Genomic DNA, 25200 nt, shown 5'->3' with positions numbered 1-25200 from the left:
AGTCTCCTGCCGGACTTAGCTTTGCTGTTTGCCCATGAGGGTCGGGACTTCCGGGCCACTCCGTATGAGTCTGCGGCGAATCCTGTTCGTCTTGTCAAGTTCATAGAGGACCGCCCATCCGTCCAGTTCTTTCGTTGCTATGCGCTCTGCGTTTATCCATTTCAATTCGATGCCCCCCGCCTCACACTGCTTTCGGAAGCCCGACTTCTCAGTCCACTCCCTGTCCACCGGCTTGTCCTTCTCCTCCCACTTGAGGTATGCCTTGACGTCTTTGGCTACGGTGTAGATCAACGCATACGGCACTGACGCGAACAGCCATTCCAGCATTTCGTCTCTCCCTGTGGGCTACCGCTAGATTTTAGGTTTGCCGAGTTCACAAGTACCCGAGAACCGCGTCGAGGTAAAGAACGCCAAGTAGGAAGACTTCTTAGTCTTTTGATCGTAGGCGCCCCGAACGTGATTATCGAGCCACTCTTCGTCAACGCGTAGGTTCACTCGATCAACGAGTATCGTAACCACGCCTGTCGGGCTGTTAGGGTACTTCTTGAAAAATGGCCCCGTCTTGGAGTCGAAGTCCGTCCCGTTCTCCCAGTCGTTTATATACGGGCCACGATTTACGGAGCAGTCGGATGAGAACGAGTAGGTCGTTACCGTACTGCTGCATAGAGCATAGCTCCTGTCGGCTATCGTTCCGCCCCCGCTCTCGGTGATCGCATTGCCCTGTATTACGTAAGTGCCAGACAGACCGTTGTCACGCGGCGCGAGGAACGCGTCTTTCGGTGCGTCAATGCCGTCCATCCACTCATCTCCAATGCATTGCAGAACGGTCGGCTGTGGCGACGGGGTTGCGGCGTGAACGCTGGCGATAACCAGCAGTAGGGTAACGGACGCACTTATTGCACGTTTCTTCATTTGATCTCTCGGGTCTTATTACCGCCTGCACTGTAGCGCACCCGGCCCAATTTTGATCTGGATTTCTGTGGGGCCTTACGCCGCTCGCCCGCACACGTACGCCCCCGTGCGGCCCTCTTGACGCGTGCGCGTAGCGTGCGATTGCTCCTCTGTTGGGCCTCGGATTGCCTGCGGATTGCCTCATGACGGCAGTGGACACAGCACGCGCGTAGGTATTGCGTACAGCCTCGGAGACAGGACGGAGACGGGGAGGGACGCGAAGTGCTTCCTGCAATTGATGTATTTGCTTCGGTTGGTCAGAAGTTGTTAGCAAGACGGAGGGAATGTCGTCCATAGGTGGCGAACCTTTTCCTCGCACCAGCGAACTCGGCAAGCGTACAGCGTTTCCGGTGGCCGTCAATTCGAATGACCGCTGTCGGTACTTTCGAATGACAGGAAAGGGTCGGCATATGTCGACCGTATCGGGCGACAAGCGGCCACCTGCGGTCATGCATCTGTCCGTCTGGCAAAGATGGTCAACGGCGCTCACCCTTCGAATACCGGTCACGAGGGAAAAACTGCGCTAATCGCTTTTGTAGGAATGTCAGTTGTGACCTGGCAGACAAAGGAAGCTGAATCATCGAAACATATATAGTTTCGGAGGGGTGATGTACGCTTCACTACTCATTGTGATTCTGACGCATTAGCGCGTCGAAATGAGCCTCAATCGTTGCTCTTGAGTAGCTCGTAGACGGCCTGCTAACCAACGAAAGACAGACTCGCGTCGCCGACGCCTCATCAATTTTGGCTATGCTAACACCTGCAAGGCCTTCATTCTGTACGTTCACCGTAACTTGAACGCTCGCGCTTTCCGGTACGAATCGCCACCCGGGTTCGGGCGTAAAACACTGTCTAACCTCTTCGTTATCCCCCTTTGATGCTGCTCGTACAGTTGGGCTAGTAAACAAGCGCTCTTCCGGTTCTCTGCCTTCGGTGCCGGAAGCCGGAACTGACGTGGGATTCGGAGCCGGAATTGATGCCGAATTCGAAGCCGGAGCTGATGCCGCAGTTGAAGGTGGGGTAGCAGTCCGTTCCGGAAGAGTTTTGCTTTTCTCCGGTGATGGCGGTTGCGCAATTTTAATAGCTTGTTGCACGGTCGTGATTTCGAGAACTGTGAATACATACCCGCCGGCAGCGATAAATACGATCACCACCACGATCTGCCCCAACGACGGCTTAATCTTCAACAACAAGTACACCAGAGCAGCTGCTAATACTATGATTCCTAGCGCTACCCCTTTGTCTGTTTTAATTGCTGAAATAAACCCGTTGTAAAAAAGATCCCATTTTTGATCCATTTCCTTCACAATCGAATCGGCGTTCACGTTCATTTTTCCCCACAAAGAAATCTGCCTCTTGCAACGTGTCTTTGTTAATGAAAGTATCTACGCTGTCTTGTCTGCAGTGTAGTTTATAGCGTGCCGATGTTTTGGAAAATCGAAACGGCTGTGACCGCTGTACCGCAGGAGCAGCCATTGAAGATGCGCCAGTCTGAAGGTCTGTTCAGGGTCGGCTTCTGCCCGACGCTGACCGATCAATGGCGGCCCACTCCGCCAGTTCAACGTCGGACCGGGTTCGGCCAGGAAGCGACGTCCGCCCGCGACTTCGCTCAGTCATTCGGACGTCGGGTCCGCCCTGCGAAGCCGACACCCGAATCTCACGGATTCGTGCTAGATGAACGGCGCTTGATGGCCCCCATCTACTCTATCATTCTCAGTTCGTATAGATTCGACTACACAACGGAAAAGGGAACCGTAATGGGAAACTCAGCTCAACCCCAAGTATTGGATAACTCAGTCGATAAGGCATCACCTAGATGGGATATAAGCCAAGAGCGCGCGTTTCTTGAAAATCTACTTAATACGCGCTTCAATTTTTTGGTGACATTCTCGTCGATTGTGATTGCCGGAGCCATCAATATACGTGGCACACCGTTAATTCAAGCCCTCCTCCTTACCGTTGGCGCGGTGATTGCGCATTATTTATCACTTGTGGTGGGAAGGGCGCAGGAGAAATTAGACATTATTCTCGAGTTTCTGATAAAAAATCACCCCGAACACCCGGCGGCATTTACAAATAGACTTGCAAGCCAAACGAGCAGAAGGCAGATAATTGGCTACACCGTCCCAAGGTTTTGCTCAAAAACGCTTCGGTATTGTGCTATTGCCGCATGGATTTACTTTGCTTATAGTACCGTCTCCGGTGCACATTCGACAGACTCCGTAGCCGCGGCGCAGTGCATCAACTCTCCGGTACCTGGCAAATCAAGTCATCCCTAAGCCCTCTCGTCAAGTCGAAACACTGTAATAACGCATTGATGCACGTTCGCTGCATCTCGAAGGTCAACGCCGGTACAGCGTTTGCCGGATCTCGCAGCTGCGCGGCATGGTGTCGGAGCCCGACGGGTCTATCCGCAAAACCTTGCAGATCGGCTCGACCCCGAAGGTGACTGCGTCAGCATATCGAGATCCTGGCCGTCTGCTAATCGATCATGTGCAGCGCGCAGTTCGCCCCGGCGGCTAGCTGCCGCGCACGGTGTACGATCAATGGCGCACGTTGGAACAAGCGGCCTGACTCAAGCCTTTGATGGGATGAAGTAATGCGCAAACGAGAGGATCTATGAGACCATTTGGCAACCCGATGACAGGTCGTCCAACGCGTTGGCGTTCCTCCACCTACCAACGATGCGTAACCGTCCGCCGCAAGTCGGACTCAAACGGACCACATACTTCAAGCAATTTAATTGAGTCTTTTTCAAAGATTTCTTCAGGGATACAAAGCTTAGCGGTTGTTATCGGGTTAATGATTGGTGCATGGTGGGCCCTGCATACCTATATTTTTCAGAACCCTGCGTATTATGAACGGGGTGGTGAAGTAGCTGGCCGCGAACCGGATGTTATTCGAGTTGACCTATCACTGGTCGCGCTCGACCCAGTAGTAAGGCAATATCAAGTCACCTTGACGGTTCACAATGCAAGTAAGAACTTAAGTCAAGCTCTGAACCCCGCTCTCATTGAGCTGGCGTTCTTCAAACCTAATGAAAAAGAAACGTACACCGCCCAATTCACATCGCGATTGAGTCCCGATCCGGGAACCTCTGTACCCCCGGGGGAATCGCGTGATTTTCGATATCTGGCCGAGTTCCCAAGCGATGGCTCATACATTTTGGAAACGGACATATGCAAGCAATGGAGACAAAATTGTCTGTCACAAATAATGACTCACATATCGACAAAGCGCGTTGATACGGCTAGTCAGTCAATGACTGCGCCCTGATCATTTGTTGATCTCGGCCATCCGACATCGCCTGCGAGAACGCCGCTAGACACCACTTCCACCGCCAGTCCGCTATCGAAGCAGACTGCCCCGCAACGTATTGATGAAATGGCCGCTTACCTCGGGAGCGGCCATTCAGATGGCGCCTAGTCGAAGGGCGGCTGTGGGTCGACTTCTGCCCTACGCGGACCGATCATCAGCGGAGCACTAACCCGGTCCAACGTCAGACCGGGTTCGGCCAAAAGCAGACCGTCGACCTGAACGCCCAGATCGTCGACAATGACCAAGCGCTGTCGATGTCTGGACGGAGTGAGGAGCAGCCTCAGGATTCATTCTCTACGCTTACCGATAACTACTGCGCCGCGGGTAATCGAGAAAGTAGGCTCCGCGAGAAAGGTCTTATTCTTGCTATTGATAGTTTCAGATGTTCCGGTCAAGATAGGCACAACACTAATTACATCGTACCCTGCAGCATCAAATGCCTCATATTGTTTCTGGAGCGTGCTCGCATAATCAGCAAAATTCGTGCTCCGCGAGCCTTCCATTGCAGCCTTAAACCAAGTAGAGACAAATTTATTTGCCATTTTTCACCCTTTATTAAAATACGCAAATTTAATCCACGAAAAACGTTCTCTCGAAATCCTTGATCGGTAATTTACAATCTGCAAATCATCATTTTCATTCAAAATTTGCGACGGTATCGCGAGCTCTTGAATTTACTATATTATTAGAATAAAGTTAACCACCAAACTCTCATTGCGATAGCGTAGGATCGAGCGTTTTTCTTGGTACACCCATTATCGATATTTTTAGAAGAAAATATGTGCGATAACATACAAATAATTTGAGTGGAAGACTCCAACGTTGATTTTACAGGGCATCTCTTTCTAACTAACTACGTATAGCGACTTGAGACCGCTAAGATGGCCTCGCCAATTGATCTGCGACAGAGAGGCGCCAACTGAAATAGAAGTTCAACTTTCCGTAACAGATTTGACGACAATTGGTGTCACACTACTCGACCGTGCCATTTAGAACGCGCTATTCCCGTCGCTACGGCACAAAGTGCATTGAACTGAAAGACTGAAACGGGTCGGCCGGAGCCAGTTGCCCTCGGTCCAGTTCCGGCCAGTTTGAGACGTTCGACACGCGGCTGTAAATCGTCGACAATCAGTGCGCAAACGCTTAGCTGTAGCCGTGTGTTCGATTCCTCATTTTGGCTGCTCATCAGGAGTTTCAGGTGACATGGTCGCTTCCCTTTCTCGTGAAGAACTAATTGCTTGGGCTGCCGAGTCCGTTGCGTTCTATGGGCTCGATTTGTCAAGACTCAGTACAGTCTTGCTCGCTCAAGCGCATTCGTTTGAGATTAGAAGAACCTTTTCGACCTTTGATCTTACTCAACCGATCAAATTGCTCGAAGGACTAAGTTCTTCAAGCGCGACAGGTCAGGAAGATCAATTTCAGCATGCACCGCTGACCGGTCTCTATAAAAAGCATTTCACCAGCCCGAGGTTTCTCCCAACGAATTTGCTTAACTTTCTGCGCAGCAAGGAAGGGGGGCGTCACCTCAACGAGGTATTGGATAAGGCTGCTCAAGCCGATGGCTGCGATGCTTTCACCAAGTACCTTTCCCATCATATGGTCATTGACCCAATCGAGATCAAGAGCTCTTCGAATAAGATGACGGGGGAATGGGTGGTGTTCCACAAGCATGAAGGGAAGAACTACTATCTGACATTCGGTCTGCATAGCGAGACGAACGATGAAATCTACAAGAGAATCGCTTTTGCATGTGAATTCGACAGCCTTCCATTCAAGCTATGAAGCGCCCCGCTTCATGACTGGGTGATCGCATAGATCAAACGTTGAAGGTCACAATTCCGAAGCAAACTGCCCCATCGAAACCCGGCAGCTGAAAGCACCTCGAAAGCCACCCCATGAACGAAGCCTGGATTCTTCAAACATCTGAAATACGACGCCCGTTTGCACACGCAACATGGATCCCCCTTCGCGCATCTCAGAACGAAGAGCAGCTCGGTTTGAAGGACGTCGGATATGTCAGCGACTTGTTCGCTTGCGGTTCGGTCGCCTTTCCGAAGCAGCATCGTGAACTCGCTGAAGGTCTGAGCTGGAGCGACATTGGCATTGGACACACAGTGGCCCCTTATGCCTACGCAGATGGTCGCTACTCCCCGATCGATGAATATCAGTACAACGACAAGGAGCCAGCTGGGGTCAACCTCGTCTTCGAGCATCCGCAACCAGTCGTCGGCGGCCGACAATGGATCTTAAATCCAGACTTGGTAGTCGCACTTCGTCTGATTAAGGAAGGGCCTAACTGGGTTAGACCGGAAGAGGACTTCACCGTGGTCGCAAGGGAGACGGCGGGCAGCGATGGCGACCATCGTCGAATCGAAATCAAGCGAGAGTTCCTGATGGACTACCTCGCAGCGCGGAACTTATCGCTTCGCCTGTCCTATTACCGCCAGCGTGTCGAGAACGTGTCGAGCCTCAAGGACAGTCCCTATGCCAAGCTGTCTGAGGTTAGCGACCAACGCGATGGCGGAAGGTATGAACTCCGCTTTCGCGAGTTGGATGCTGTTTTTGGAGGAAGCTGGGCGTCGTTCCGAATGTGGCGAACCGACGTCGATGAAGAGGAAGACGCGCCGGTCATGGGGTCAGAGAACAACGACAACACCGCCTCGGAGAGCTCGAAAGGCTATCGAAGTGGTTACCTTGGCGTGCGTGTCGAAGGGGAGTTCTGGCGAGACGAGTGGATTGACCATCAGGGAAAGAGCACCCGTGTCCGCGGTGACGTCGATCAGAACCTACCCCATTTCATCGTTGACACCGATGGCGCGCGCAAGTCGTCGGCAGAGTTGGACGACGAGGACATCGGCAGATGGCTCTGGTTCCGTCCATCCGTGGTCAACGAACTTCTGACCCATCGGGGCTTCTCCCTGAAGTGGTACACCGCCGAAACCGGCGCGATCAACTCCAGCTCTGGATATTCAACGCATTTTGGGATCAACTCATCTGAGCTCATCACCGTTTATGCTTACGACATTGCAAAGCTGCCTGCCTGGGAGCAGTTCCTCTGGGCCGCGAACAACGTCGCACCGGAGGGCAAAGTTTCCGCTGAACTCTTGGCATCTCAGGTAAGGGCCCAGCCAGCGGACACGCATGCCGTGGAGGAATTGCTATTCGAGTGTATGCGGTTGCTCGAAGGAGGATTTCGCAAAGAGTTCGATGTTCCCCTGTTCTCGCATGAAATTGACGATGCCTCATCGATGCAACACGTCTCTCGATTTGCGAGCAAAGATCAAGCATCTCTCTTGAGACTCGCAAAGGAGCTAGTTCGCGTTTTCTCCGATCGACTCGACGTACGCTCACTTCGAAAACTCTCGAATCACCCCGAGAAGGAAAAGCTGGGCTCCAACAAGTTGCTTCAGAGCATACTGGCCCAGAAGGCTGGGGACGAGCGGGCGCGGGAGATTTTTGGAGCCATCGCCGGCGCATACGACATGCGCCTTGGCGACGCACATCCGACCACTTCAAAGATCGGAGACGCTCTCAAGCTCGCCGGCATCGACACCACCTCGTCGTATCTTCGACAGGGAGAGCAGTTGATTGGCAACTTCGGCCACGCGGTTTGGTGGACTGGAAAGCTGCTCTTCGGAGGGAATGACCGCAGCAAGGGATAGCCCCCGAGCCCACAGGGGCGTTATGGCTTGCAAGCCAGCGGATGCGTGGATTGAAGGGGCAATCCGCCCCACCGACTGGAGCCTTTGCAGAACCTACGCTGTAGGGCGAAGAGCTGCCGGTGGACTATTGGGGACGAGGACGAGAATCGCTGCAAAGCAGACATTGCTCAACGAAACCCGAACGGCTAATGGGTCGACTACGGCCGATCACCGGCAGGCAGAAACCGGCCAGAGCGGGTCGTCGACAGCGTCCGGTGTCGGCTTGAGAGAGGGACGTGAATATGGACCTGCGTGAGGCCAATCATGAATTGGGGAACGAAAATTCGCGCCTTGGGCTCCTCGGCGATTGACGTGCTTGGCCTCCCGGCCCTGCTCCTTGTCCTCATCGCGGTGTCTTACCGCCTAACGACAAGCACTAATGCTTTGCTAAAGGATCTTGGCCCGAATCTTATAGCCGGATTTATAGGCTCTGCCGTCACAGTCTATGCGATCGAGTTCCTGCAGAAGCGTCGCGAGAAGAGGCGCCTCTTGCCGGTGACGGCGTCCGTTTTCGAAGACGTTCGCCTTATGACGGACCGCGCGCTGCTTTTTTGGAAGACATGCTATCAAACCTCCGTTGGCGACGGCGAACCCTCAAGCTGGGAAGACTTACTGTCGGAATCCAGCATCCAAAAAGTACTCGACTCGCTCGATATCAGTCGCCCGCCAGGCATATATCCGGACGTGAAATGGCGTAATTATTTTTGTGAAGAAAGTACCTATATTCGCGACTCCGCTGAACGCGTACTGACGCGTCACGGGATGCTCCTAGACCCTGAGATTCATAACGCGGTGCACAAGCTGGTCTACTACAACTACGGCACGATGATCCCGACAGTGGAAGTGACGGACCGTCGATTTGGGGTGGTAAATCGACCGCCGATCTTGGGGTATTACATACCCCGTTTTTCAGAATATTTCGACGCCCTTTTAATGTTGCATCGATGGACACTGTCAACGTATCGCATGCTTCTGGAAAGGCGCGCGGCGGCGTCCGTGCATGAACCTTACACCTATACGTTCAAACCGCTCCCCATCGTTCAACATCCCGAGGCACGTTATCAACCCAAAGACGACCCGATCGGCGGTGAGTAGATGTCGTTCATCCACAGAGTACCTTCGTGTCTGTTCTCGAGACAGAGCAATTTACGTTGCAGCCCCGCGCCGACTGATCGCGTCCGCCGGGGCTATTTTTTCCCGCGTTGCTGCGCGTTCATGACGCGTGTAGAGTCCGGCCTTCTTCTCCCGAAACCATGTGAATCGAGCTCAAGCCCGGTGCGTACCGTCCGGGGCTATTTTTTTGGGTTTGGGCGGCGCCGCATTTGGTTAGATCCCGAGAATCTTTCTCGCGGCGCATGCGTCGAAAGGCACAGTCCGGCCAAAAGCCGACTTTCGACTTTGCCGGCCAGTCCGTCGACAATCACCTCACTCCTAGCCAGACGTATCTACCGCAAGTTGTGCAGCGCGTCTAACAGAAGCATGTACCAGCCGAACAGGACGAGTGGCGTCACACCCAAACCCGTAAGGCAAATTAGCGCCCAAAACAGCACCGGCTGGCGCTCACGGAAAATTATCGGTCCTCGCAAACCACTACCGAAAACCCCAGTACGTATGCTTTGGAGTGCACCTGCAAGCATCAGTAATATGGCGCAAGGCAACATAATCAATCCGGCAATGTCAGTGGTCCGAACGTCGCCATGTCGTGCGGCGAAAATACAGACGACCACTCCGATCGCTAGGGTGATCACGAGGGCGATCACTATGTAGGCCAGTAGCTTATGAACCAAGAACTTGCTGTCAACATTGGTTTTCATTTTTTGTTTGTCAGAGTCTTTTGGAAATTAGGCTTCTGTACTACGGCCGGCATAAATTATCTTGAATCTGCCAAGTGTCCACAGTGGGCTCGTATGAAACAGCCGTTGAGGAGGTATCTGGCCATTCCAAGTCAGCTCGGCACGCTTATCGTCGGCCCGCGTTCGGCCACAAACAGCCCTTCGAAGTACCGGTTGGAATCGTGCACGATAAGGCACCGCAACATCTTCCGACTACAGCCAAGCTCCACTATGTTATCTCCCTCAGTAGTCTTGCCGCTGGAGCGTCCACTAGCCCGAACTTTTTCCCGTCAATCAGCCGGAACCCTCAGCAGCACGGGGTGCTCGGCTATTTTTGTGATTCAAATGTAGCCATGTAAATAATTGTTTTTACCTTTCTTTTTACGTTAAATATGCTTTACTTGGTGTTCATGTACATCGAACACGTACCCAACCGCAACTCGCCACCCGCGATCCTCCTGCGCGAGTCCTATCGCGACGGCAACAGGGTTAAGAAGCGCACCCTCGCGAACCTGTCGTCGCTGCCGAGTGAAGTGATCGAAGGCTTGAAGGTCCTGCTGCGCGGTGGCGTCGCCGTGTCCTCGGTCGATGAAGCCTTCGTGATCGAACGCAGTCTGCCGCACGGGCATGTGGCCGCCGTGCTTGGCGCGGCGCGCGCCTGCGGTGCCGAGCAGTGGTTCGCGCCTGCGCCCGCGCCGCTACGCAGTGTGATCATGGCGCTGCTGGTGGCGCGGGTCGTGTCGCCCGCCTCCAAGCTCGCCACCCATCGCATGCTGCGCGACGAGAGCGCGACCCACTCGCTATCGCGCCTGCTTGGCCTCGTGGACGTCGAACTCGAGCAGGTCTATGCCGCCCTTGACTGGTTGGGCGAGGCTCAAGAGGGCATCGAGAAGCGGCTTGCCAGGCAGCATCTGGGCGGCAGTACGCTGGTGCTCTATGACCTCACTTCCACGTGGGTGACCGGACGCCGTTGCGAGCTTGCGGCCCGAGGCTACAGCCGCGATGGCAAGCGCGACGATCCCCAGATCGTGTTCGGTCTGATCTGCACGTCTGAGGGATGCCCCGTGGCGGTTGAGGTCTTTGCCGGCAACACCGCCGATCCGGCCACCGTGGCGCCCCAGGTCGCCAAGCTCAAAGACCGCTACGGGATCGACAAGCTCGCCTGGGTGGGCGACCGGGGCATGCTCACGCAAGCGCGTATCGAGACGCTCTTGCGCCCGGCTGGCCTGGACTGGGTGAGCAGTTTGCGCGCGCCGCAGATGGCCGCGCTCGCCCGCGAGAAGGGACCGTTCCAGCCCTCGCTGTTCGATGAGCGCAACCTGCTCGAGGTGACGAGCGAAGCGTTCCCCGGCGAGCGCCTGGTAGTGTGCCGTAATCCGCTGTTGGCCGAGGAGCGCACCCGCAAACGCGAGGCGCTGTTGCAAGCCACCGAACAGGAACTGACCCAGATTGCCGAGGCGACCACGCGCGTGCGCAACCGGCTCAAGGGCATCGAGGCGATTGCCTTGCGCGTGGGCCGGGTCATCAATCACTTCAAGATGGCCAAGCACTTCGAGTTGAACATCACCGACTCGAGCTTGAGCTGGCGGCGCAAGACGGAGCAGATCCAGCAGGAGGCTGCGCTTGATGGTCTGTATGTAGTACGTACGAGTTTGCCGACAGCGACGCTCTCAGCCGAGGCGGCCGTGACGGCCTACAAGGGTCTGGCGGTCGTGGAGCGGGCCTTCCGTTCGCTGAAGACGGTTGATTTGCAGGTCCGTCCGGTATTCCATTGGAATGCCCAGCGCGTGCGCGCGCATGTCTTTCTGTGCATGCTCGCTTACTACGTCGAGTGGCACATGCGCGAGAAGTTAAAACCTATGCTGTTTGACGATGAATACGTCGAGCAAGCGCGCGCGGCCCGGCCTTCGCCAGTGGCCAAGGCGCAACGTTCGCAACAGGCGAAAGCCAAGGACGCCTCCAAGCTCACCGAGGATGGCTTGCCGGTCCACAGCTTTCGCACGTTACTCGACGATCTGGCTACGCTCACGTACAACGTCTGCCACACGCCACTCAATCCAAACGCCAAGATCATCATGACCACTCGGCCCACGCCTATCCAAGAAAAGGCCTTCCGCCTTCTGAACGTCAACGCTGCTTGTACCCAGTAATCGTTCTCCCACCTACGCATAACACTGCGAAATCAATAGCTTATGTTAGCGCCGGGCTAAAGTTCGGACTAGCCGAGTTTCCGGCGACCACCCCGTCGTCGGCGCGAGAAATAGTACTGATTGGCCTTAGTTGGCCGACTGCGTATTGGTGTAGCCTTGCTGTGAGTTGGCTTGAGCAGGGATTCCTGTTGATGAAGAAATCGCCGCTGCGCTTTAGTTCGTTGGAGCGAGCCTCTCTTTTTCGCAGCGTTTGCGCCATCGCGCAAGGGCGCTAATACGAAATCGTGTAAATGCTGTTCGTGCGGGCGGCCGCTAACTGACGACGGTCGACTGTCTCTATCGTGGGTCGGGTAGCGGTAACCACTACCAGACACAATTCGGCCAGAAAGGAGCATTCGACAACGACAAATGAGTTGTCGACAATCGACTAGTGGGACGGGTTGCGCGCTCCGTTTCCTGATCCCGAAAATGGAGGCAGGTCTGATTTGGTTGCGCAGGAGCAAATCGTGTTTTGCAGGTAAATCAGGGCAAACGGAACGCAAAAAGGCGAGTGTCGATTCCTACAGGAGGGCCCAATCCGGGTCGAAAGTGCTCACGCTGAAACTGTTCTGCGTCCCAATTCTCGCAGTTCATTGCAAAGGACAACGCCCGAGATATATAGGGCGAGTTTGGCGAGCACGGGTCGTCTAACTTAGCCAGCCGAACGGGCGACGGCAATAAAATCGGCGGCGTACGATAAACGTTGTGCGGAATTAGAGGCTGGGGTGCAGGGGGATATGTGACCGATGCCCAATCTGACGGCTTGGATACTTGGACGTTGGGGTAGGACGGCCGCAATGAGTATTCGGCGTACTGTGCCAACGCCTGTGTTGTAAAAAGAGCGAGCGCAGGCCACGCAAGCAATCTCATCATTGTCGAAAATCCGATTGATCATGGTCGAATTGCAAAGTTTTTCCGGCAAATAGCTTTGCTATTTCGTCCGGCCAGAACATATTGCCCCATCCCGCTTCCGTAAATTGACTAACGATATTCTATTAGCAAGCCAGTTCAGTGTCCGCTTCCGAGCAGCCCAGGCGTCCGCAGTGGGTCGCCTACGGAAGTTCGGTGCTGGTCGACGGCCGGCGTCGCGCGGCGTTGGTCGTTCGTCTCTGTGCGGCCATGAAGAGACAGTCGACGGTAGCTGCTAGATCGTCAACAATAGCAGCACATCAAATAAGGTCACGATATAAAATAATCCGCCCAAAGCGAGGCCCGATGTCCATGCGTTTTCTCATTGTCGGAACAAGCGGAGCGGGAAAGTCCACCTTGGCTCAGGCATTGGCAAGGATCATGGCCTGTCCTTACATCGAACTCGACCAGCTTTATTGGGGCCCTGAATGGCAGCCCGTTCCACATTCAAGCTTCGAAAATGCGGTCCGGGAATCCACTGCCGGAGAGTGCTGGGTGGCGTACGGCAACTATAGCGCCGTACGCGATCTGCTCTGGTCTCGTGCCACCCATGTCGTCTGGCTGAATTTTGGTCGCACCACCGTGTTCCCCCGTTTGCTCTGCCGTACCATTAGTCGCGGAATCCTGCGCACCCGCCTTTCACACGGAAATCGTGAGTCGTTGCGTATGGCATTTTTATCCCGCGACTCGATACTTCTGTGGTCATACACGACGTTCGCGAAGAACCGCATCAAGTTCGCCAAACTTCGGGAGGACCCACACTATGCTCATCTGCAATGGACGGAGATTACTCGACCGTCGGAGGCCAAAGAATTCCTGAAGTCCTGCATGCCCGACAAGACCCGAAACCATGAGTAAGCTTACGTTTCACGGCTTGGTAGATGTAGCGATGGGTCCAGCACGGAATTTCGGTATCGGACCGGGTTCGGCCAACTGGAGAAATTCGACAGACGCGTCAAAATTGACGACAATCCAGGACCGAGTGGGCGCGCCGGTCATGACGACGTGCTGGACGCAGTGAGCCGATAACCCGTTATCGCGGACCTGTGGGCTATCATGCGCTTGAATTATTCCCAGGCATCAGATGCCATCTCGAATGCGCCTAGATAGAGCGGAGACTCATGAAAATATCTAGAGGCATTGGGAACGTTTTAGGGCGTTCGGCGCATATCGCTAGATGTGAGTTGATGTCGATTCGATTCGGTCTCGCGAGAATACTGATCTGTGTCGTTTGCGCAATCATGGCGACCGCTTGTGCACCGAGCAGTCCGGCATCCGCTTCTGGTGAGGTAGCAAGACCGCCGATCGACCTGTCCTGCCAGATCGTTGCTCCGGAGTATCCTCAAGATGCCCGCCGAGACGGGCAAAGTGGCACAGTCGGCGTGACTTTTATCGTCGAGACGGACGGAACAATTACGAATGCGCTCGTTGGTAAAGGCAGTGGTAACCCTGCCATCGATTCGGCGGCACGAACGGCCGTCCTGAAAGGGCACTGTTCACCGTATGTCTTCGAAGGCTCGGTGCAACGAGTCGCTCAAAGCGTCACGGTTCAGTTTTCAATGAGCCCATCGATGCGCACTTTGTCGCCTGACTCGGAGCGTTATGTGCCCGCCGCCGGTGCAGCGGTATTAGCAAGAGCGATCGCCGCACGTAAGGGGCATCCCGCGGACTGGACCGTGATCGCGACGTACAAGGGATCTCATACAGAACTCGATGCGTCGTCGGTACAATGCAATGATAAGGCCGTCAATCTATGGATGCGAACACAGTGGAACGAGCCATTCAAGATTTCTATCGCTCTTATACCGGTGACCGAGCAGTTGATGAACTACACGATCGACTGCGAGCGCAATCGGGGTGCAATATTGGCCGGAGTCTTCTCAAATCGAGAAGGACCGATTGATCCGCCAATACATGGCACCGGGTATGGTGAAATTCGCGCCGGTTCGCCGCTAGCGGCTGCAGCAAAACAGTATTGCATCAAATAGTTGTGGTTGAAATTGGAAATGGGGCTGCACTAAGCGCGTGCCATTTTGAGGCGATGGCGCACGATAGCGGCTCCGACAGGCGACGTTGATCGGACTTCAGCAGACGCATCGTGCGCTGATCCGCCAGCAGCCGACGTTGGTCACCGCTGTCTAGATCGTTGACACTGGGAGGCAATGATTACCGGCTGCTCATGAGCCGCTTCAAATCAATCGAATCTGGAGCGCCCCATGGGTAGGGAGCGTGCCAATTAGCAAACAGCAGGATGTCTTTTGTTGCGGGGTCGTAGATTTCCTGGAGGCTTTTCACCTTGAACACCACGCCTTTGTAGTTGACTACTGCAACTGGCGCGTCATTAAGCTTGGGAGCCGTGCGAGTTTCCCTGGTTGCGTACCATGTTTGCACGCCCGCCTGTGGGCCGTCTTTGACTATGAATGCCTCCCCGTCGTATTCCACGTCGAGCTCCTTTAGTCCAACGATTTCGCCGTTGGTACCCTTTTGATAGTTACGCTCCCGGTAGAACCGAAACTGCACAAACGAATCCGGCCACCCACTAACCGGAGGAGCCTCGCCGACGCGCGCCACTGTCACCGTCTTAAACTGGCTGAAATACTGCCGCGCTGCATCCGCGACACCCCAGACTTCGAATGGAATTACTCTCACGGTTACGCGCTGAAAGCCGTGCTGACTATTCCGAACGGTCTCCTTCAGTGCAAGTTCCGCTTCAGAAGGTCCGATCGGGCCTTTGACCGGATCGATTCGGCTAGTCGATTCGTGTTCTATCTTGACGGGGAATTCGTCCATTTTGCCCGTCAAGACATAGAGCCTTTGTGGGTCTCTGGCGCTATCGAGCACCCTAGCCACATCGGGCTCATACGGGTCGAGCCTACCTCGTCGGGCGACCGGAAACTCCTGGTGATCCGATTCACAGTCGCCTGTTATGGAATAAACCAGAACACGGCCACTGCCAATATCGACGGTCGCGAATCCGCCTCCGGATCTGGTCCAGCGTGGATGCAGCTTGCCGTCCCCTTCGCTGAGTTCCATTGTCTGAGTGCATTCGAAGTACCGCTTGAAATCGTAACGGTGCCCGTCAGCGCTGACGGCCATATCGTGTTCGAAGTACTTCGCACTACCGGGTACGGGCACGCACCCATTGATCAGCATCAAAAGACCAAGAGTAAGCATGCACTTGAGGCGGTGAAAGGCACTCGGCGGTTTTCGCATAGAAGTGATCTATCTTCCTATAAGAAGTCGGTCCGGCATAGACGATCCATTTTTATCAAATACGACGTCTCGATGGCAGCGAATCTTAAGGATACGGTCGATTTTAGAAACGCAATTCGAGCACTCTTTCGCCCGGTGAGTTTCACCAGATCGCAGTATTCGCCAAGCTAACGTCAGGCAGACCGCCGGGGGAAATGACGGCCGGCTGCGAACCAGTATGTCAGCCCCGCAATGGCACCCGCAACGACGAATACGTTCGCGATTGCACGGGATTCTTGCGAGAACGTTCGGAGTGCCGGAGGGTTCGGGGAATCTGTGTACCATGTCCAGCCGGCAGTGGTCGAAATCAAGGGAGGAACCGCGAGAAGCGCTACACTGCAGCCCATCAAAACATAAAAAACCGGATTTCGAATACTGTACCGGCAAGCCAATAGGTTGAGCAGCGCGCATGGCAGGGCGGAGAAAAATGCCGCGGGTACCCATACAACGACAGCAAACACGCAGTCAGATAAAAGAACAAAGAATGTTCGCCAAAGTGGGTACAGCAGTCCTGTCGAGGCTCGTTGTTCGACCACGTGAGGAAAAACCGGGGCGATTATGGCGATAGCCGCTGTCGTTACACTGAGCAAGTAGGCAATGGTGGCGCGCATGGCCGACGGCCGCAGCGGCATCTCATTGTGGGCAGTCGTAGCAGATAAGTTGATCATCCTGAAATGGTAAAGTCAATCCGATCCCAGTTTAAGCTCAATTAGGTGGCGGCTGTGGGTGGCTCGCACCGCACGATGATCGATGAACGGCGCGACGCATCGGCGGTCCGGCATCTGCCTGGGTTCGGCCAACTTCGGTCACTCGACTCCACCGCGTACATCGGTGACAATCGACAAAAAGCTAAATTGTGGGAGCCGGCAGATGCCCGACATCGTTTTACGCCCCGCTGTTGAACAAGACCGAGACTTCGTAGCATTTGTCACGGAAACATGCATGCGTAGATATGTCGAGCAGACATGGGGGCAATGGCGAGCGGATAGTCCCGACGATTTCAACGCGGGCATCCATGAAATCATCGGGTGCAACGGCGAAGAGATCGGATGCGTTGTCTTAATCGATGAACCTGGCGCGCTGGTTTTGAAGACACTTTACATTTTGCCCGGTCACCAGAATCGCGGCATTGGCGCGGCGTTGATCCAGCGGATTATCAAACGCGCTGGTGCCAGCAAAAAGCCGATTCAGTTGCGCGTTCTCCGCGTCAATCCAGCTCGACGCTTCTACGAGCGACATGGCTTTGCGGTCACTCATTCAACTGCCGAGCGACATTTCATGGCTTGGTCGCCGCTTTGAGTTCGTCTTGCTGCGGCTAAGTGGTTGGCGGGCGAGCGACACGGTACCGCGAACTTCAAGGTTCGGCCAGGAGGAGACGCTCGCCAGTGCAATCGACAGGACGTTTGCGCGGCGGCTTCGGCTCCGGCATCAGCCATTCGCGATTGGCGGGTACTAAGCGATCGCGGCGAAACTCGGCGGCCGCGAGAGAGCGGATCAGCTGATCCGCTTGACGGCGCCTTTCTTCTTGCAAGCCATGCACGAAAACTGGTGATAATTCCCGGGGATGTTTTGCTTGCTGGGGCACTTCACGCACTTGACGTCACCGCAATTGCTGCAACGGAAAATGGTGCCGCAGTCTTTCCCGCAATTTGAGCATTTCATGAAGTTGGCCGTTTTGGTGTTGATATTAGAAAGTTTTACTTGAGCATGAATTCAGCGATGAATTCGCCCGTCTTTTGGATCAACGCGTTGCTGTTCAGCCCGTTGGCCCCAGAAAAGTGAGGAATGACGACCAAGCGCTTGCCGTCGCCGCTTTTGCGAAAAATGCGTCGGCGGGAATGCTCCGTCGAGATCTGCACTTCTTCCATTCCGTCCTCGGTGCCGAACACGGCTGCGGCGAAATCACGATGGAAGCCGATGCCAAGGCCGATGAAAATGCTGGGCGAGTGTTCGCTGATCCAGTTCTGTATGACCGGGAAGCGGTGCTTTCGACACCAAGCTTGATATTGAAGCTTGTTCGTGATGCCGGTCTCTTGGACGACATGCTCAGGCCATTTCTCCACGTCGTGACACGCGTAGGGATATATATTTCCCTTGAAGTAGCCCGGCGAACCTTTCACGAAGGGCTGGTGTCGCTCAGCGAAGTCGAGCCAATCATCGACTTGGAAGCCTCGAATTGCGGCGAGAAGTTTGAATGCCTTGACGTTGTAGGGCCATCGACGCTGCATCGTGATCGAATAAGAATCGTCGCCGTCGGCGTCATTGCTTTCGAACGACTCGTCGTGAATGCTCTTGTAAGTTCCGTGCTCGATGCCAAACAGCCAGATGGACGGATTGGAGGGCGTCCCCGCCGCGAATTCATCGCTGTCGCATCCGGAAAATTTGGCGACGGCGTCTTCGGTGAATGTGCTCAGCATTGGCCTTTGCTAGTGATTGAGGATGGTGGAACCGTTTCGACGTGCCCCTAACCTTCCTCTCTTTCTTCAAATATTCGACGGAATCGGCGATCTTGGTCTGAGAGCGAGGCCCTCGCGACGGGGAGACCGGCAGGCGCACGGTGTAGGCTGCAGTGGCGCACCACGGGTCCATCTTAGCAAGACGCGGGATCCCATCACTGGCTGTCGCAGCACGTATCGGCGAACAATCCCAGCGCTGAATGGACGTGTGATGAATCGGATGCTCATCTAGAAAGAACTAAAGGACCTCGATGCGCAGTTCGAGGGCACCCTCGCAGTCTAATGACAGGTGCCGACATCGGAATCGAGACTCGTAGGCATAATTGATTGCGTTGCGGTTGAAACGCGGTATGCCGCGGAGAAGTGCATCTGGCGCCAGTCTTTCACGCCGGCGGCCGAGCGATTCATTCGCTCGGGTGAATGGCTGTTGGTCTCTGGAAGCAGACGTTGCAGTCGCGACGATCCGAATGACGGCAACGGGTCGTTAAGCGCCGATCACGCAGCGCGGCAACGGCCGTCTTATGAAAGGGCGCAGCGGAGCAGACAGGCCGACGCTTCGTATGCCGATGCGCCGCCGGACCGCACTATTGCGCTTCGGTTGGACAGCTCTTGATAACGGTTACAGCTATTGAGAAACGATGCTTACCGTCAATGCCGAGAACCATGAGCTCATGCGGCGCTTTCATAAGCCGGGGGCTGAGAAGCGATCGGTGATCATCCTGCGGCCTGAGCAATACCAAGACTGGCTTGGGTGCCGCACAACGGACGAGGCGCGTTCGTTCCTAAACCTGTTTCCCGCTAACGAGATGGCTGCCGCGCCGGCGCCGATTCCACCGCGGCGCCCGAAACCGAAATCTGAGGTTAACGAATCGCTCCTGTAGAGCTACGGTTGTGTGGCACATCCTTGGTTCACCAACGCTTACCGGCATATTGACCGTCCGCCGGCAATTTGATCATGATGCCACCTTGTGATCCGAGTCTGACGTGCTCGTCCTGTAGGCGAGCTAATAGTGACTTCGCAGCACCAACAATTTTCCCCTGGTTATTTGCTCCCAGGCCGTAATGAATTTGCAGGGCCTCAGCATGCGCTTTGTCTATGACGCGCCGGTAGCGCACCACCTCTAGGATTAGTCGACGAAGGGCTGGATCGCGGCAAATCCGCCATAGATCACGCAGGTCTCCATTGGAGACGGGCTCGAAATCCTCGATTTTGAGCGACATGATTCTGCATCACAAAAGCTGTATGGATATAAGGGCTATCCACTTAGCGCCAACTGAGCGTTCATGTCAGCGTGAGTGAATCTCAGCCTACCCCTATTGCGGGCGTCGACTATCCTCGGACGTGGAAGCCAGTTTGAAGAATGGTTTGCCACCGAGGATGATTGCGCACGTTATCTTGAGCGACTGCGCTGGCCAGATGGATTCGCTTGCCCGAGTTGTAGAACAAAGGGTGAACCGTATCGGGGTAGCCCCGTTCAGGCAGACCCGATTACCTACCGCCAGATCGCGAAGAAATCTCCGCGCAAGACCTGAAATTTCAGCATGCGGAAATTTGGTGCTAAGTGGATAGCCCTTATGGATATACAGTATAGACAATGCGCAGCGTGTCTATCATTGGTCTGGCGAAACGCAGGGCACAAAGTGTTCTCGGCTTGTTTCGAAGGTCGCGGCTCCAAGGAAAAGGATGTTGTTGCGGGGATGACTTCAGGATTCGGATTTTTTCGTACGGTGGCTGCGGTGCACAATCAATGAAATCAAAGACTTAACTTCGCACGTGCTGGCGTCATGGTTGCCGTTTCTGTGGAAGGTCTGATGTTTCCCCAGTAAAGTTTGCGGGCGGCTGACGTACGTTTTCGTCCGGATTCTGAAGACAGCCCAAATGGCTTTGTCAGCGCGGTATCGAGGTGTACGATCGGCATAGGGGACGGCCAAGAGGCCGTACCCCTGCCACACCACCCGGCGTGCGGGTCCGCACCGGGCGGTTCGAGAAGTTGAGGTTATGAGAGTCGAGGCATTCCCAACTTGTCGAAGTAGGCGATTGTCAGCTGCGTATTCCGGTGAACGTGACCGCCAATTCCGGCGCAACGTGACCGTTGCGCACGGGTGGGTGTTACGCGGTTCAGATTGTAGACGGGGCGGTCACGATGAGTTGTTTTTTCCTCCTATTTTCGTGTTTTTCGAAGCGTTACTGCGTAACGGTTGAGGAAGCAAAGTACTCGTCCCATTCTGGCGTATCCAGTTCGAGTGTCGCGATCACGCGGTCGTCCTCGATCTTGATGAGGCCTTCGATCAATTCCCGTTTGGTTACTCCGTAACGGCATGCGAGCCGGGCCAATCCAAGGAAGGCGCTGGTGCCGATCCACATGCTCAACTGACGTTCGCCGTTGCCATCGGGTCCTGCCATCTGGCGTCTGGCTCGGTATTGGGCCTGACGCTGCGCTACTGTCTTTGCCATTTCTTCTTTATCCCCGTGTGCCAACGACGATCGGTGCGGCGATGCCTGCTTCGCTACCCTGTGCTGGCTGAGCCTTTCTCGAGCGCAGCGAATCGCCGGTCAGCGTAATGCGGTGATGGTGCTGCATCAGCCGGTCGAGCATGGCATCGGCTATCGTGGCGTCGCCGATCCACGCGTGCCAGTGCTCGATCGGCAGTTGTGATGTGATGATGGTGGCTTTGCGCCCGGCCCGGTCGTCGACGACTTCCAGCAGGTCGGAGCGGGTCATGCTGTCGATGGCACCCATGCCCCAGTCGTCCAGGACGACGACGTCGGTCTTGGCCAGTTGAAGCAGCCATTTGCCGAACGCCCCGCTGCCGTGGCGGATGCGCAGCTCTTCCGGCAGGCGTGGCACGCGTTGATACAGCGCGGAGTGGCCGCGGCGGCACGCATACTGCGCCAGTGCGCAAGCCAACCAGGACTTGCCGACGCCCGTCGGTCCGGTGATCAGGATGCAGTGGCCGGCGCTGACCCACTCGCCTAGGGCCAGGCTCATGATCTGCGAGCGGTCGACGCCCCGGCCGGCCCGGCTGTCGAGATCTTCCAGCGTCGCCTGTCCATATTTGAGCCGCGCGTTCTTCAACAGGCGCATCAGCTTGCGCTCGTTGCGGTGGTGGACCTCGCGGTCCACCAGCATCGTGAGCCGTTCCTCGAAGCTCAGGTTCGCCAGTCCCGGCTGGATGAGTTGTTCCTCCAGCGCGCCGGCGAGGCCCTCCAGTTTCAGGCTGCGCAGGTGGGCCAGGGTGTGATGCATCATCATGTCGTTATCCTTATTGGTAATAGCCGGGGCCGCGCACGTGCGTGTGATCGGGGCTGACCCAGTCGCCGGCGGGAGCCGGTGCGCTTTGATCGCGGTTGTTGGCCAGGATGTCGCGCACATGCCGGTATTTGCAGGCGCCCAATTGCAGCGCGAGCATGCAGGCGGCTTCCAGCCTTGAGCGGCCATAACGCTTGGCCAGCGACAGCAAGCCCAGGCAGGCGCGGTAGCCATGCTCCGGATGCTTGTGCTCGGCCAGCTGCCGGGTGACGACTTCCGCCGTGGCCGGGCCGATGCGCTGCCCCCAGTCGATCAGGCGTTGCGGGCTCCACTCGCGGTGGGCACGGTGAGCGGCCGGCATGTGCTCGTTCACCGTGGAGAACTTGCCAGCTTGCGAGCTGCGGGCATGACAGGCGACTCGTTGCCCGCGATGCAGCAGTTCGACCGTGGTGCGTGTAACACGGGCCTCCAGGGACTGTCCGACCAGCGCATGCGGCACGCTGTAACGATGCAGGTCGATCTCGACGTGATAGTCAATGTGCACCTTGACAGGCTTGAAGGTGGCCAGCTCGTAACGCTGCATCGGCAAAGGCGACAGCGCCGGGGCATCCAGCTGGGCAAAGGCACTGGCGCGGCTGCCCGGCAGCTTCTGGAAGGGACGCTCATTGAGCCGCTGCAAGAGCGGCTCAATCGCCTGGTTCACCTCGCCTACGCTCGCAAAGCGCTGGTGGCGCAGGCGGGCCATGATCCAGCGCTCGACGATCTGGACCGCCGATTCCGCCTTGGCCTTGTCCTGTGGGTGATAGGGGCGCGCTGGAAGAAACGAGGTGCCGTAATGACGGGCGAAGTCGAGCACGGTGTCGTTGGCGCGCGGCTCGTAACGGTTCGCCTCGGCGATCAGGGCGCGGGGATTGTCGGGCACGATCAGTGCCGGCACGCCACCATAAAACGCCAGGGCGCGCCCCGTCGAGTCGAGCCAGTCGGCCATCGTTTCGCGTTCGGTGGCGCAGGCGAACGTATAGCTGGATGCCCCCATCGCGGCGACGTAGATATGAGCGCGACCGCCATCGGCCAGGGCGAGAGTCGGGCCGGCGAAGTCGATGAACAGCTTCTCGCCGCCGCGGTGGATCTGCCGCATGGAGCGCTTGAGCCGTTTGGCGAAGTGCCGGTAGTTCTCACAGAACTGCGAATAGCCGTAGGTCTGGCGCTCCGCGTATTCGGCCCGGTACTCCTCCCACAGCAGCATGAGCGTCACGCCCTTGCGTCGCAGTTCGTAATGGATGCGCCCGAAGTCGGGCTGCACATGGTGACGCGGCTTCTCGGGGGAGGCCAACAGGCGCCGCTCCAGCGTCACGTCGTCGAGCGACTGGACAGCGGCCCGGTCCAGCCCGGCTGCAGCGGCCAGGCCGACATATTTGGTCACGACGCCTTTGGACAGATCGAGGGCGGCAGCGATCTGCTCGTGAGACAACCTGGCGTCAAGTTTCAGACGCAGTACTTCCTTGATCTTACGCATAGCGATCCTCGTTGCGGGCATGCTTGTCCCAGACAAAAAATCTGGCAGCGTACCCGTCGGGGTTGTGGATATGCGTAACACCATTACGGCGCTGTACGACACCATTCCGGTATCGTGACCGCCGATTCCGGCATCGTGACCGCGGATTCCGGAAAGCCCGGGAAATCGGTCACGTTCGCCCGGAATGACCGGTCACGATCAATCGGAATGCTCGGTCACGTTCGTCCGGAATCGTCGGTCACGTTGGGCCGGAATACCCATCAGCACGCGTTTGAGAGCACGGTCGCTGTTGCGCCACCAGCAACGGTTATTCGCCGCCACCTGTCGCGCTGTCTCAGCGGACGCACCCAATGCACGCAGCTCCCGGTAGATGGTCGTACCACGGCGCCAGTGTTTAAGCTGGATAGCGCGCAACCGGTGACGCAACCACTCGTCTAGCTCACGCCAGATCTTCGGCGTTTGCGCCAACCGGAAGTACCCCTTCCAGCCGAGCACGTAAGTCCGTAGCCGTTCCACCACCTCCTTCATGCTGCGCCCGCCAGAACGACGGGTCAGTCCACGAATGCGGTGCTTGAACGCCAGCAGCGGTTTGGCCGCCACCTTACGTTTCACCACCCCGCCCGGAGCTACCCACAAGCTGTAGCCCAGAAACTTGCGACCGAACACACTTGCCACCGCGCTCTTGGTCTCGTTGACTTTCAAGCGCAGCCGACCATACAAGCGTCGCAGCAACGCCATCACCCGCTCACCCGCGCGCCGGCTACGAACGTACACGTTCGCATCGTCGGCATAGCGCACGAAGCAATGGCCCCGACGTTCCAATTCCCGATCCACCTCATCGAGCAGCACGTTGGCCAGCAGCGGCGATAGCGGCCCGCCCTGTGGCGTCCCCTGATGCCGCTGCTGGACCACTCCGCCATCCATGATGCCGCTGTTCAAATACGCCCGGATCAGCCGGATGGCTCCGGCGTCACCAAGACGTTTCTGTAGGCGGTCGATCAGGATGTCGTGATTGACCCGGTCAAAGAACTTCTCCAGATCCACGTCCACCACAACCCGCAGCCCAGACTGCACGTGCGACTGCGCGGCTAACACCGCGTCGTGCGCACGCCGACCGGGCCGAAAGCCGTAGCTATGCTCGCTGAAGGTAGGGTCCAGAATCGGCTGCAACACCTGCAGCAGTGCCTGCTGGATCAGCCGATCCGTCACCGTCGGATACCAAGCTCGCGCTCACCTCCGTCCGGTTTCGGGATCGTTACCCGCCGTACCGGACTCGGCCGGTACGTCCCCTTTAACAGTTGCTCGCGAATCTCGGGCCACGCCGTTACCAGGTGTCGGGAGGTCTGATCTATATCCAGACCGTCTACACCAGCAGCTCCTTTGTTTGCCCGTACCCGCTTGAACGCCCGCTTCAGGTTCTCTCTCGTCAACGCCGCTTCCAGCAGCGCCGACCCTGTGTTCCCGGATTCATGCCGCGGGCAGCAAGCTTCGTCGCTCACAGGTACACGCGCAGCTTCACCGCGCGCGACTCCCGCTTGCCCCGTTTGCACGGGCATCTGACGCAATGCCTGCCACATCGACATGACGCTGAACACTCCTTCTCGTTTGGCCCTTCGTCACCAGCTTCAGCCTCACCGGCCTATCCTGTGACTGTTGGGTCGGAGGAGGCGCGCTCACGCGCTGGCCTCCGTCCGCCGCCCAGTAGGGTCGAGAACTGGCGCGCGCACTGGTAGGCGCCGGTGGTGATTCCACCGCTTTCGCGATGGCCCGCAGTCCGGCAACCATGGCCACGTTTCCAGCTCCCGCCACGTCGAACGCAGCGGGC

At 56.3% G+C, this 25200-nt stretch carries 22 protein-coding genes and 1 pseudogene; 11 read left to right on the top strand and 12 right to left on the bottom strand.

Features of this window, described 5'->3' with window-relative positions; translation table 11 throughout:
* Positions 1-15 precede the first annotated feature (15 nt).
* The 3 genes from ACSQ36_RS44375 to ACSQ36_RS44365 all read right to left on the bottom strand — a co-directional run bounded on the left by ACSQ36_RS44375 (position 16) and on the right by ACSQ36_RS44365 (position 2276).
* The gene (locus tag ACSQ36_RS44375; protein WP_436187182.1) at positions 16-327 is read right to left on the bottom strand and encodes a hypothetical protein; all 312 of its coding nucleotides are present in this window, start codon (positions 325-327) and stop codon (positions 16-18) included.
* A 24-nt stretch (positions 328-351) separates the two neighbouring features.
* Positions 352-912, bottom strand: coding sequence for a hypothetical protein (locus tag ACSQ36_RS44370; RefSeq protein WP_436187181.1), 561 nt, complete (start codon positions 910-912; stop codon positions 352-354).
* A 659-nt stretch (positions 913-1571) separates the two neighbouring features.
* The gene (locus ACSQ36_RS44365; RefSeq protein ID WP_147467929.1) at positions 1572-2276 is read right to left on the bottom strand and encodes a hypothetical protein; all 705 of its coding nucleotides are present in this window, start codon (positions 2274-2276) and stop codon (positions 1572-1574) included.
* Between the two features lie 99 nt (positions 2277-2375).
* On the opposite strand from ACSQ36_RS44365, the gene ACSQ36_RS44360 reads away from it, so the two are divergent.
* Together ACSQ36_RS44360 and ACSQ36_RS44355 are read left to right on the top strand one after the other, a co-directional pair.
* Complete coding sequence (locus tag ACSQ36_RS44360) at positions 2376-3230, top strand: hypothetical protein (RefSeq protein WP_436187180.1); 855 nt, start codon at positions 2376-2378, stop codon at positions 3228-3230.
* Between the two features lie 340 nt (positions 3231-3570).
* Positions 3571-4227 (top strand): hypothetical protein, encoded by a 657-nt coding sequence (locus tag ACSQ36_RS44355; RefSeq protein ID WP_436187179.1) that lies wholly within the window; start codon positions 3571-3573, stop codon positions 4225-4227.
* A gap of 329 nt (positions 4228-4556) precedes the next feature.
* On the opposite strand, the gene ACSQ36_RS44350 is transcribed toward ACSQ36_RS44355, so the two are convergent.
* The gene (locus tag ACSQ36_RS44350) at positions 4557-4811 is read right to left on the bottom strand and encodes a hypothetical protein (protein ID WP_436187178.1); all 255 of its coding nucleotides are present in this window, start codon (positions 4809-4811) and stop codon (positions 4557-4559) included.
* 661 nt (positions 4812-5472) lie between these two features.
* On the opposite strand from ACSQ36_RS44350, the gene ACSQ36_RS44345 reads away from it, so the two are divergent.
* The 3 genes from ACSQ36_RS44345 (at position 5473) to ACSQ36_RS44335 (ending at position 9065) form a co-directional block, all read left to right on the top strand.
* Complete coding sequence (locus ACSQ36_RS44345; RefSeq protein WP_436187177.1) at positions 5473-6051, top strand: hypothetical protein; 579 nt, start codon at positions 5473-5475, stop codon at positions 6049-6051.
* A 113-nt stretch (positions 6052-6164) separates the two neighbouring features.
* Positions 6165-7931, top strand: a complete 1767-nt coding sequence (locus tag ACSQ36_RS44340; RefSeq protein ID WP_436187176.1) for a hypothetical protein — start codon at positions 6165-6167, stop codon at positions 7929-7931.
* Positions 7932-8234: 303 nt separating this feature from the next.
* Positions 8235-9065 carry a hypothetical protein gene (locus ACSQ36_RS44335; RefSeq protein ID WP_436187175.1) on the top strand — a complete coding sequence of 277 codons (831 nt, stop codon included), beginning with the start codon at positions 8235-8237 and terminating at the stop codon, positions 9063-9065.
* Between the two features lie 350 nt (positions 9066-9415).
* Here ACSQ36_RS44335 and ACSQ36_RS44330 read toward each other — a convergent pair whose 3' ends face one another.
* Complete coding sequence (locus ACSQ36_RS44330) at positions 9416-9784, bottom strand: hypothetical protein (RefSeq protein ID WP_436187174.1); 369 nt, start codon at positions 9782-9784, stop codon at positions 9416-9418.
* 428 nt (positions 9785-10212) lie between these two features.
* On the opposite strand from ACSQ36_RS44330, the gene ACSQ36_RS44325 reads away from it, so the two are divergent.
* The 3 genes from ACSQ36_RS44325 (at position 10213) to ACSQ36_RS44315 (ending at position 14888) form a co-directional block, all read left to right on the top strand.
* Positions 10213-11952: an IS1634 family transposase gene (locus ACSQ36_RS44325; RefSeq protein WP_436187173.1), complete on the top strand. Its 1740-nt coding sequence runs from the start codon at positions 10213-10215 to the stop codon at positions 11950-11952.
* A gap of 1260 nt (positions 11953-13212) precedes the next feature.
* Positions 13213-13758, top strand: coding sequence for a toxin (locus tag ACSQ36_RS44320; RefSeq protein ID WP_436187172.1), 546 nt, complete (start codon positions 13213-13215; stop codon positions 13756-13758).
* Between the two features lie 329 nt (positions 13759-14087).
* Positions 14088-14888, top strand: coding sequence for an energy transducer TonB (locus tag ACSQ36_RS44315; RefSeq protein ID WP_436187171.1), 801 nt, complete (start codon positions 14088-14090; stop codon positions 14886-14888).
* A 178-nt stretch (positions 14889-15066) separates the two neighbouring features.
* Here the strand turns inward: ACSQ36_RS44315 and ACSQ36_RS44310 are convergent, their stop codons facing one another.
* Complete coding sequence (locus ACSQ36_RS44310) at positions 15067-15996, bottom strand: hypothetical protein (RefSeq protein ID WP_436187170.1); 930 nt, start codon at positions 15994-15996, stop codon at positions 15067-15069.
* Between the two features lie 1026 nt (positions 15997-17022).
* Between ACSQ36_RS44310 and ACSQ36_RS44305 the strand changes: the two genes are divergently transcribed.
* Positions 17023-17451, top strand: coding sequence for a GNAT family N-acetyltransferase (locus ACSQ36_RS44305; RefSeq protein ID WP_436187169.1), 429 nt, complete (start codon positions 17023-17025; stop codon positions 17449-17451).
* A 398-nt stretch (positions 17452-17849) separates the two neighbouring features.
* Here the strand turns inward: ACSQ36_RS44305 and ACSQ36_RS44300 are convergent, their stop codons facing one another.
* Positions 17850-18569, bottom strand: coding sequence for a hypothetical protein (locus ACSQ36_RS44300; RefSeq protein ID WP_436187168.1), 720 nt, complete (start codon positions 18567-18569; stop codon positions 17850-17852).
* Between the two features lie 677 nt (positions 18570-19246).
* Between ACSQ36_RS44300 and ACSQ36_RS44295 the strand changes: the two genes are divergently transcribed.
* Positions 19247-19489, top strand: a complete 243-nt coding sequence (locus tag ACSQ36_RS44295) for a hypothetical protein (protein WP_436187167.1) — start codon at positions 19247-19249, stop codon at positions 19487-19489.
* Between the two features lie 28 nt (positions 19490-19517).
* Here ACSQ36_RS44295 and ACSQ36_RS44290 read toward each other — a convergent pair whose 3' ends face one another.
* Positions 19518-19829: a hypothetical protein gene (locus ACSQ36_RS44290; RefSeq protein ID WP_436187166.1), complete on the bottom strand. Its 312-nt coding sequence runs from the start codon at positions 19827-19829 to the stop codon at positions 19518-19520.
* 75 nt (positions 19830-19904) lie between these two features.
* Here ACSQ36_RS44290 and ACSQ36_RS44285 point away from each other — a divergent pair, with 75 nt between their 5' ends.
* A complete protein-coding gene (locus ACSQ36_RS44285) occupies positions 19905-20141 on the top strand; it encodes a transposase (RefSeq protein WP_436187165.1) in 237 nt (78 codons plus the stop codon).
* 652 nt (positions 20142-20793) lie between these two features.
* Here the strand turns inward: ACSQ36_RS44285 and ACSQ36_RS44280 are convergent.
* The 4 genes and pseudogenes from ACSQ36_RS44280 to ltrA all read right to left on the bottom strand — a co-directional run bounded on the left by ACSQ36_RS44280 (position 20794) and on the right by ltrA (position 24958).
* Positions 20794-21063 (bottom strand): hypothetical protein, encoded by a 270-nt coding sequence (locus ACSQ36_RS44280; protein WP_408371042.1) that lies wholly within the window; start codon positions 21061-21063, stop codon positions 20794-20796.
* Positions 21064-21070: 7 nt separating this feature from the next.
* The gene (gene istB / locus ACSQ36_RS44275; RefSeq protein ID WP_436187164.1) at positions 21071-21862 is read right to left on the bottom strand and encodes an IS21-like element helper ATPase IstB; all 792 of its coding nucleotides are present in this window, start codon (positions 21860-21862) and stop codon (positions 21071-21073) included.
* 10 nt (positions 21863-21872) lie between these two features.
* Positions 21873-23396, bottom strand: a complete 1524-nt coding sequence (gene istA / locus ACSQ36_RS44270; RefSeq protein WP_436187163.1) for an IS21 family transposase — start codon at positions 23394-23396, stop codon at positions 21873-21875.
* A 177-nt stretch (positions 23397-23573) separates the two neighbouring features.
* Positions 23574-24958: pseudogene (ltrA, locus tag ACSQ36_RS44265) on the bottom strand (group II intron reverse transcriptase/maturase).
* Between the last annotated feature and the right edge of the window lie 242 nt (positions 24959-25200).

This window comes from Caballeronia sp. LjRoot34 (genome assembly GCF_964253815.1).
In the GTDB taxonomy this organism is placed as follows: Bacteria; Pseudomonadota; Gammaproteobacteria; order Burkholderiales; family Burkholderiaceae; genus Caballeronia.
This window is presented reverse-complemented; position numbering and strand designations above follow the sequence as displayed.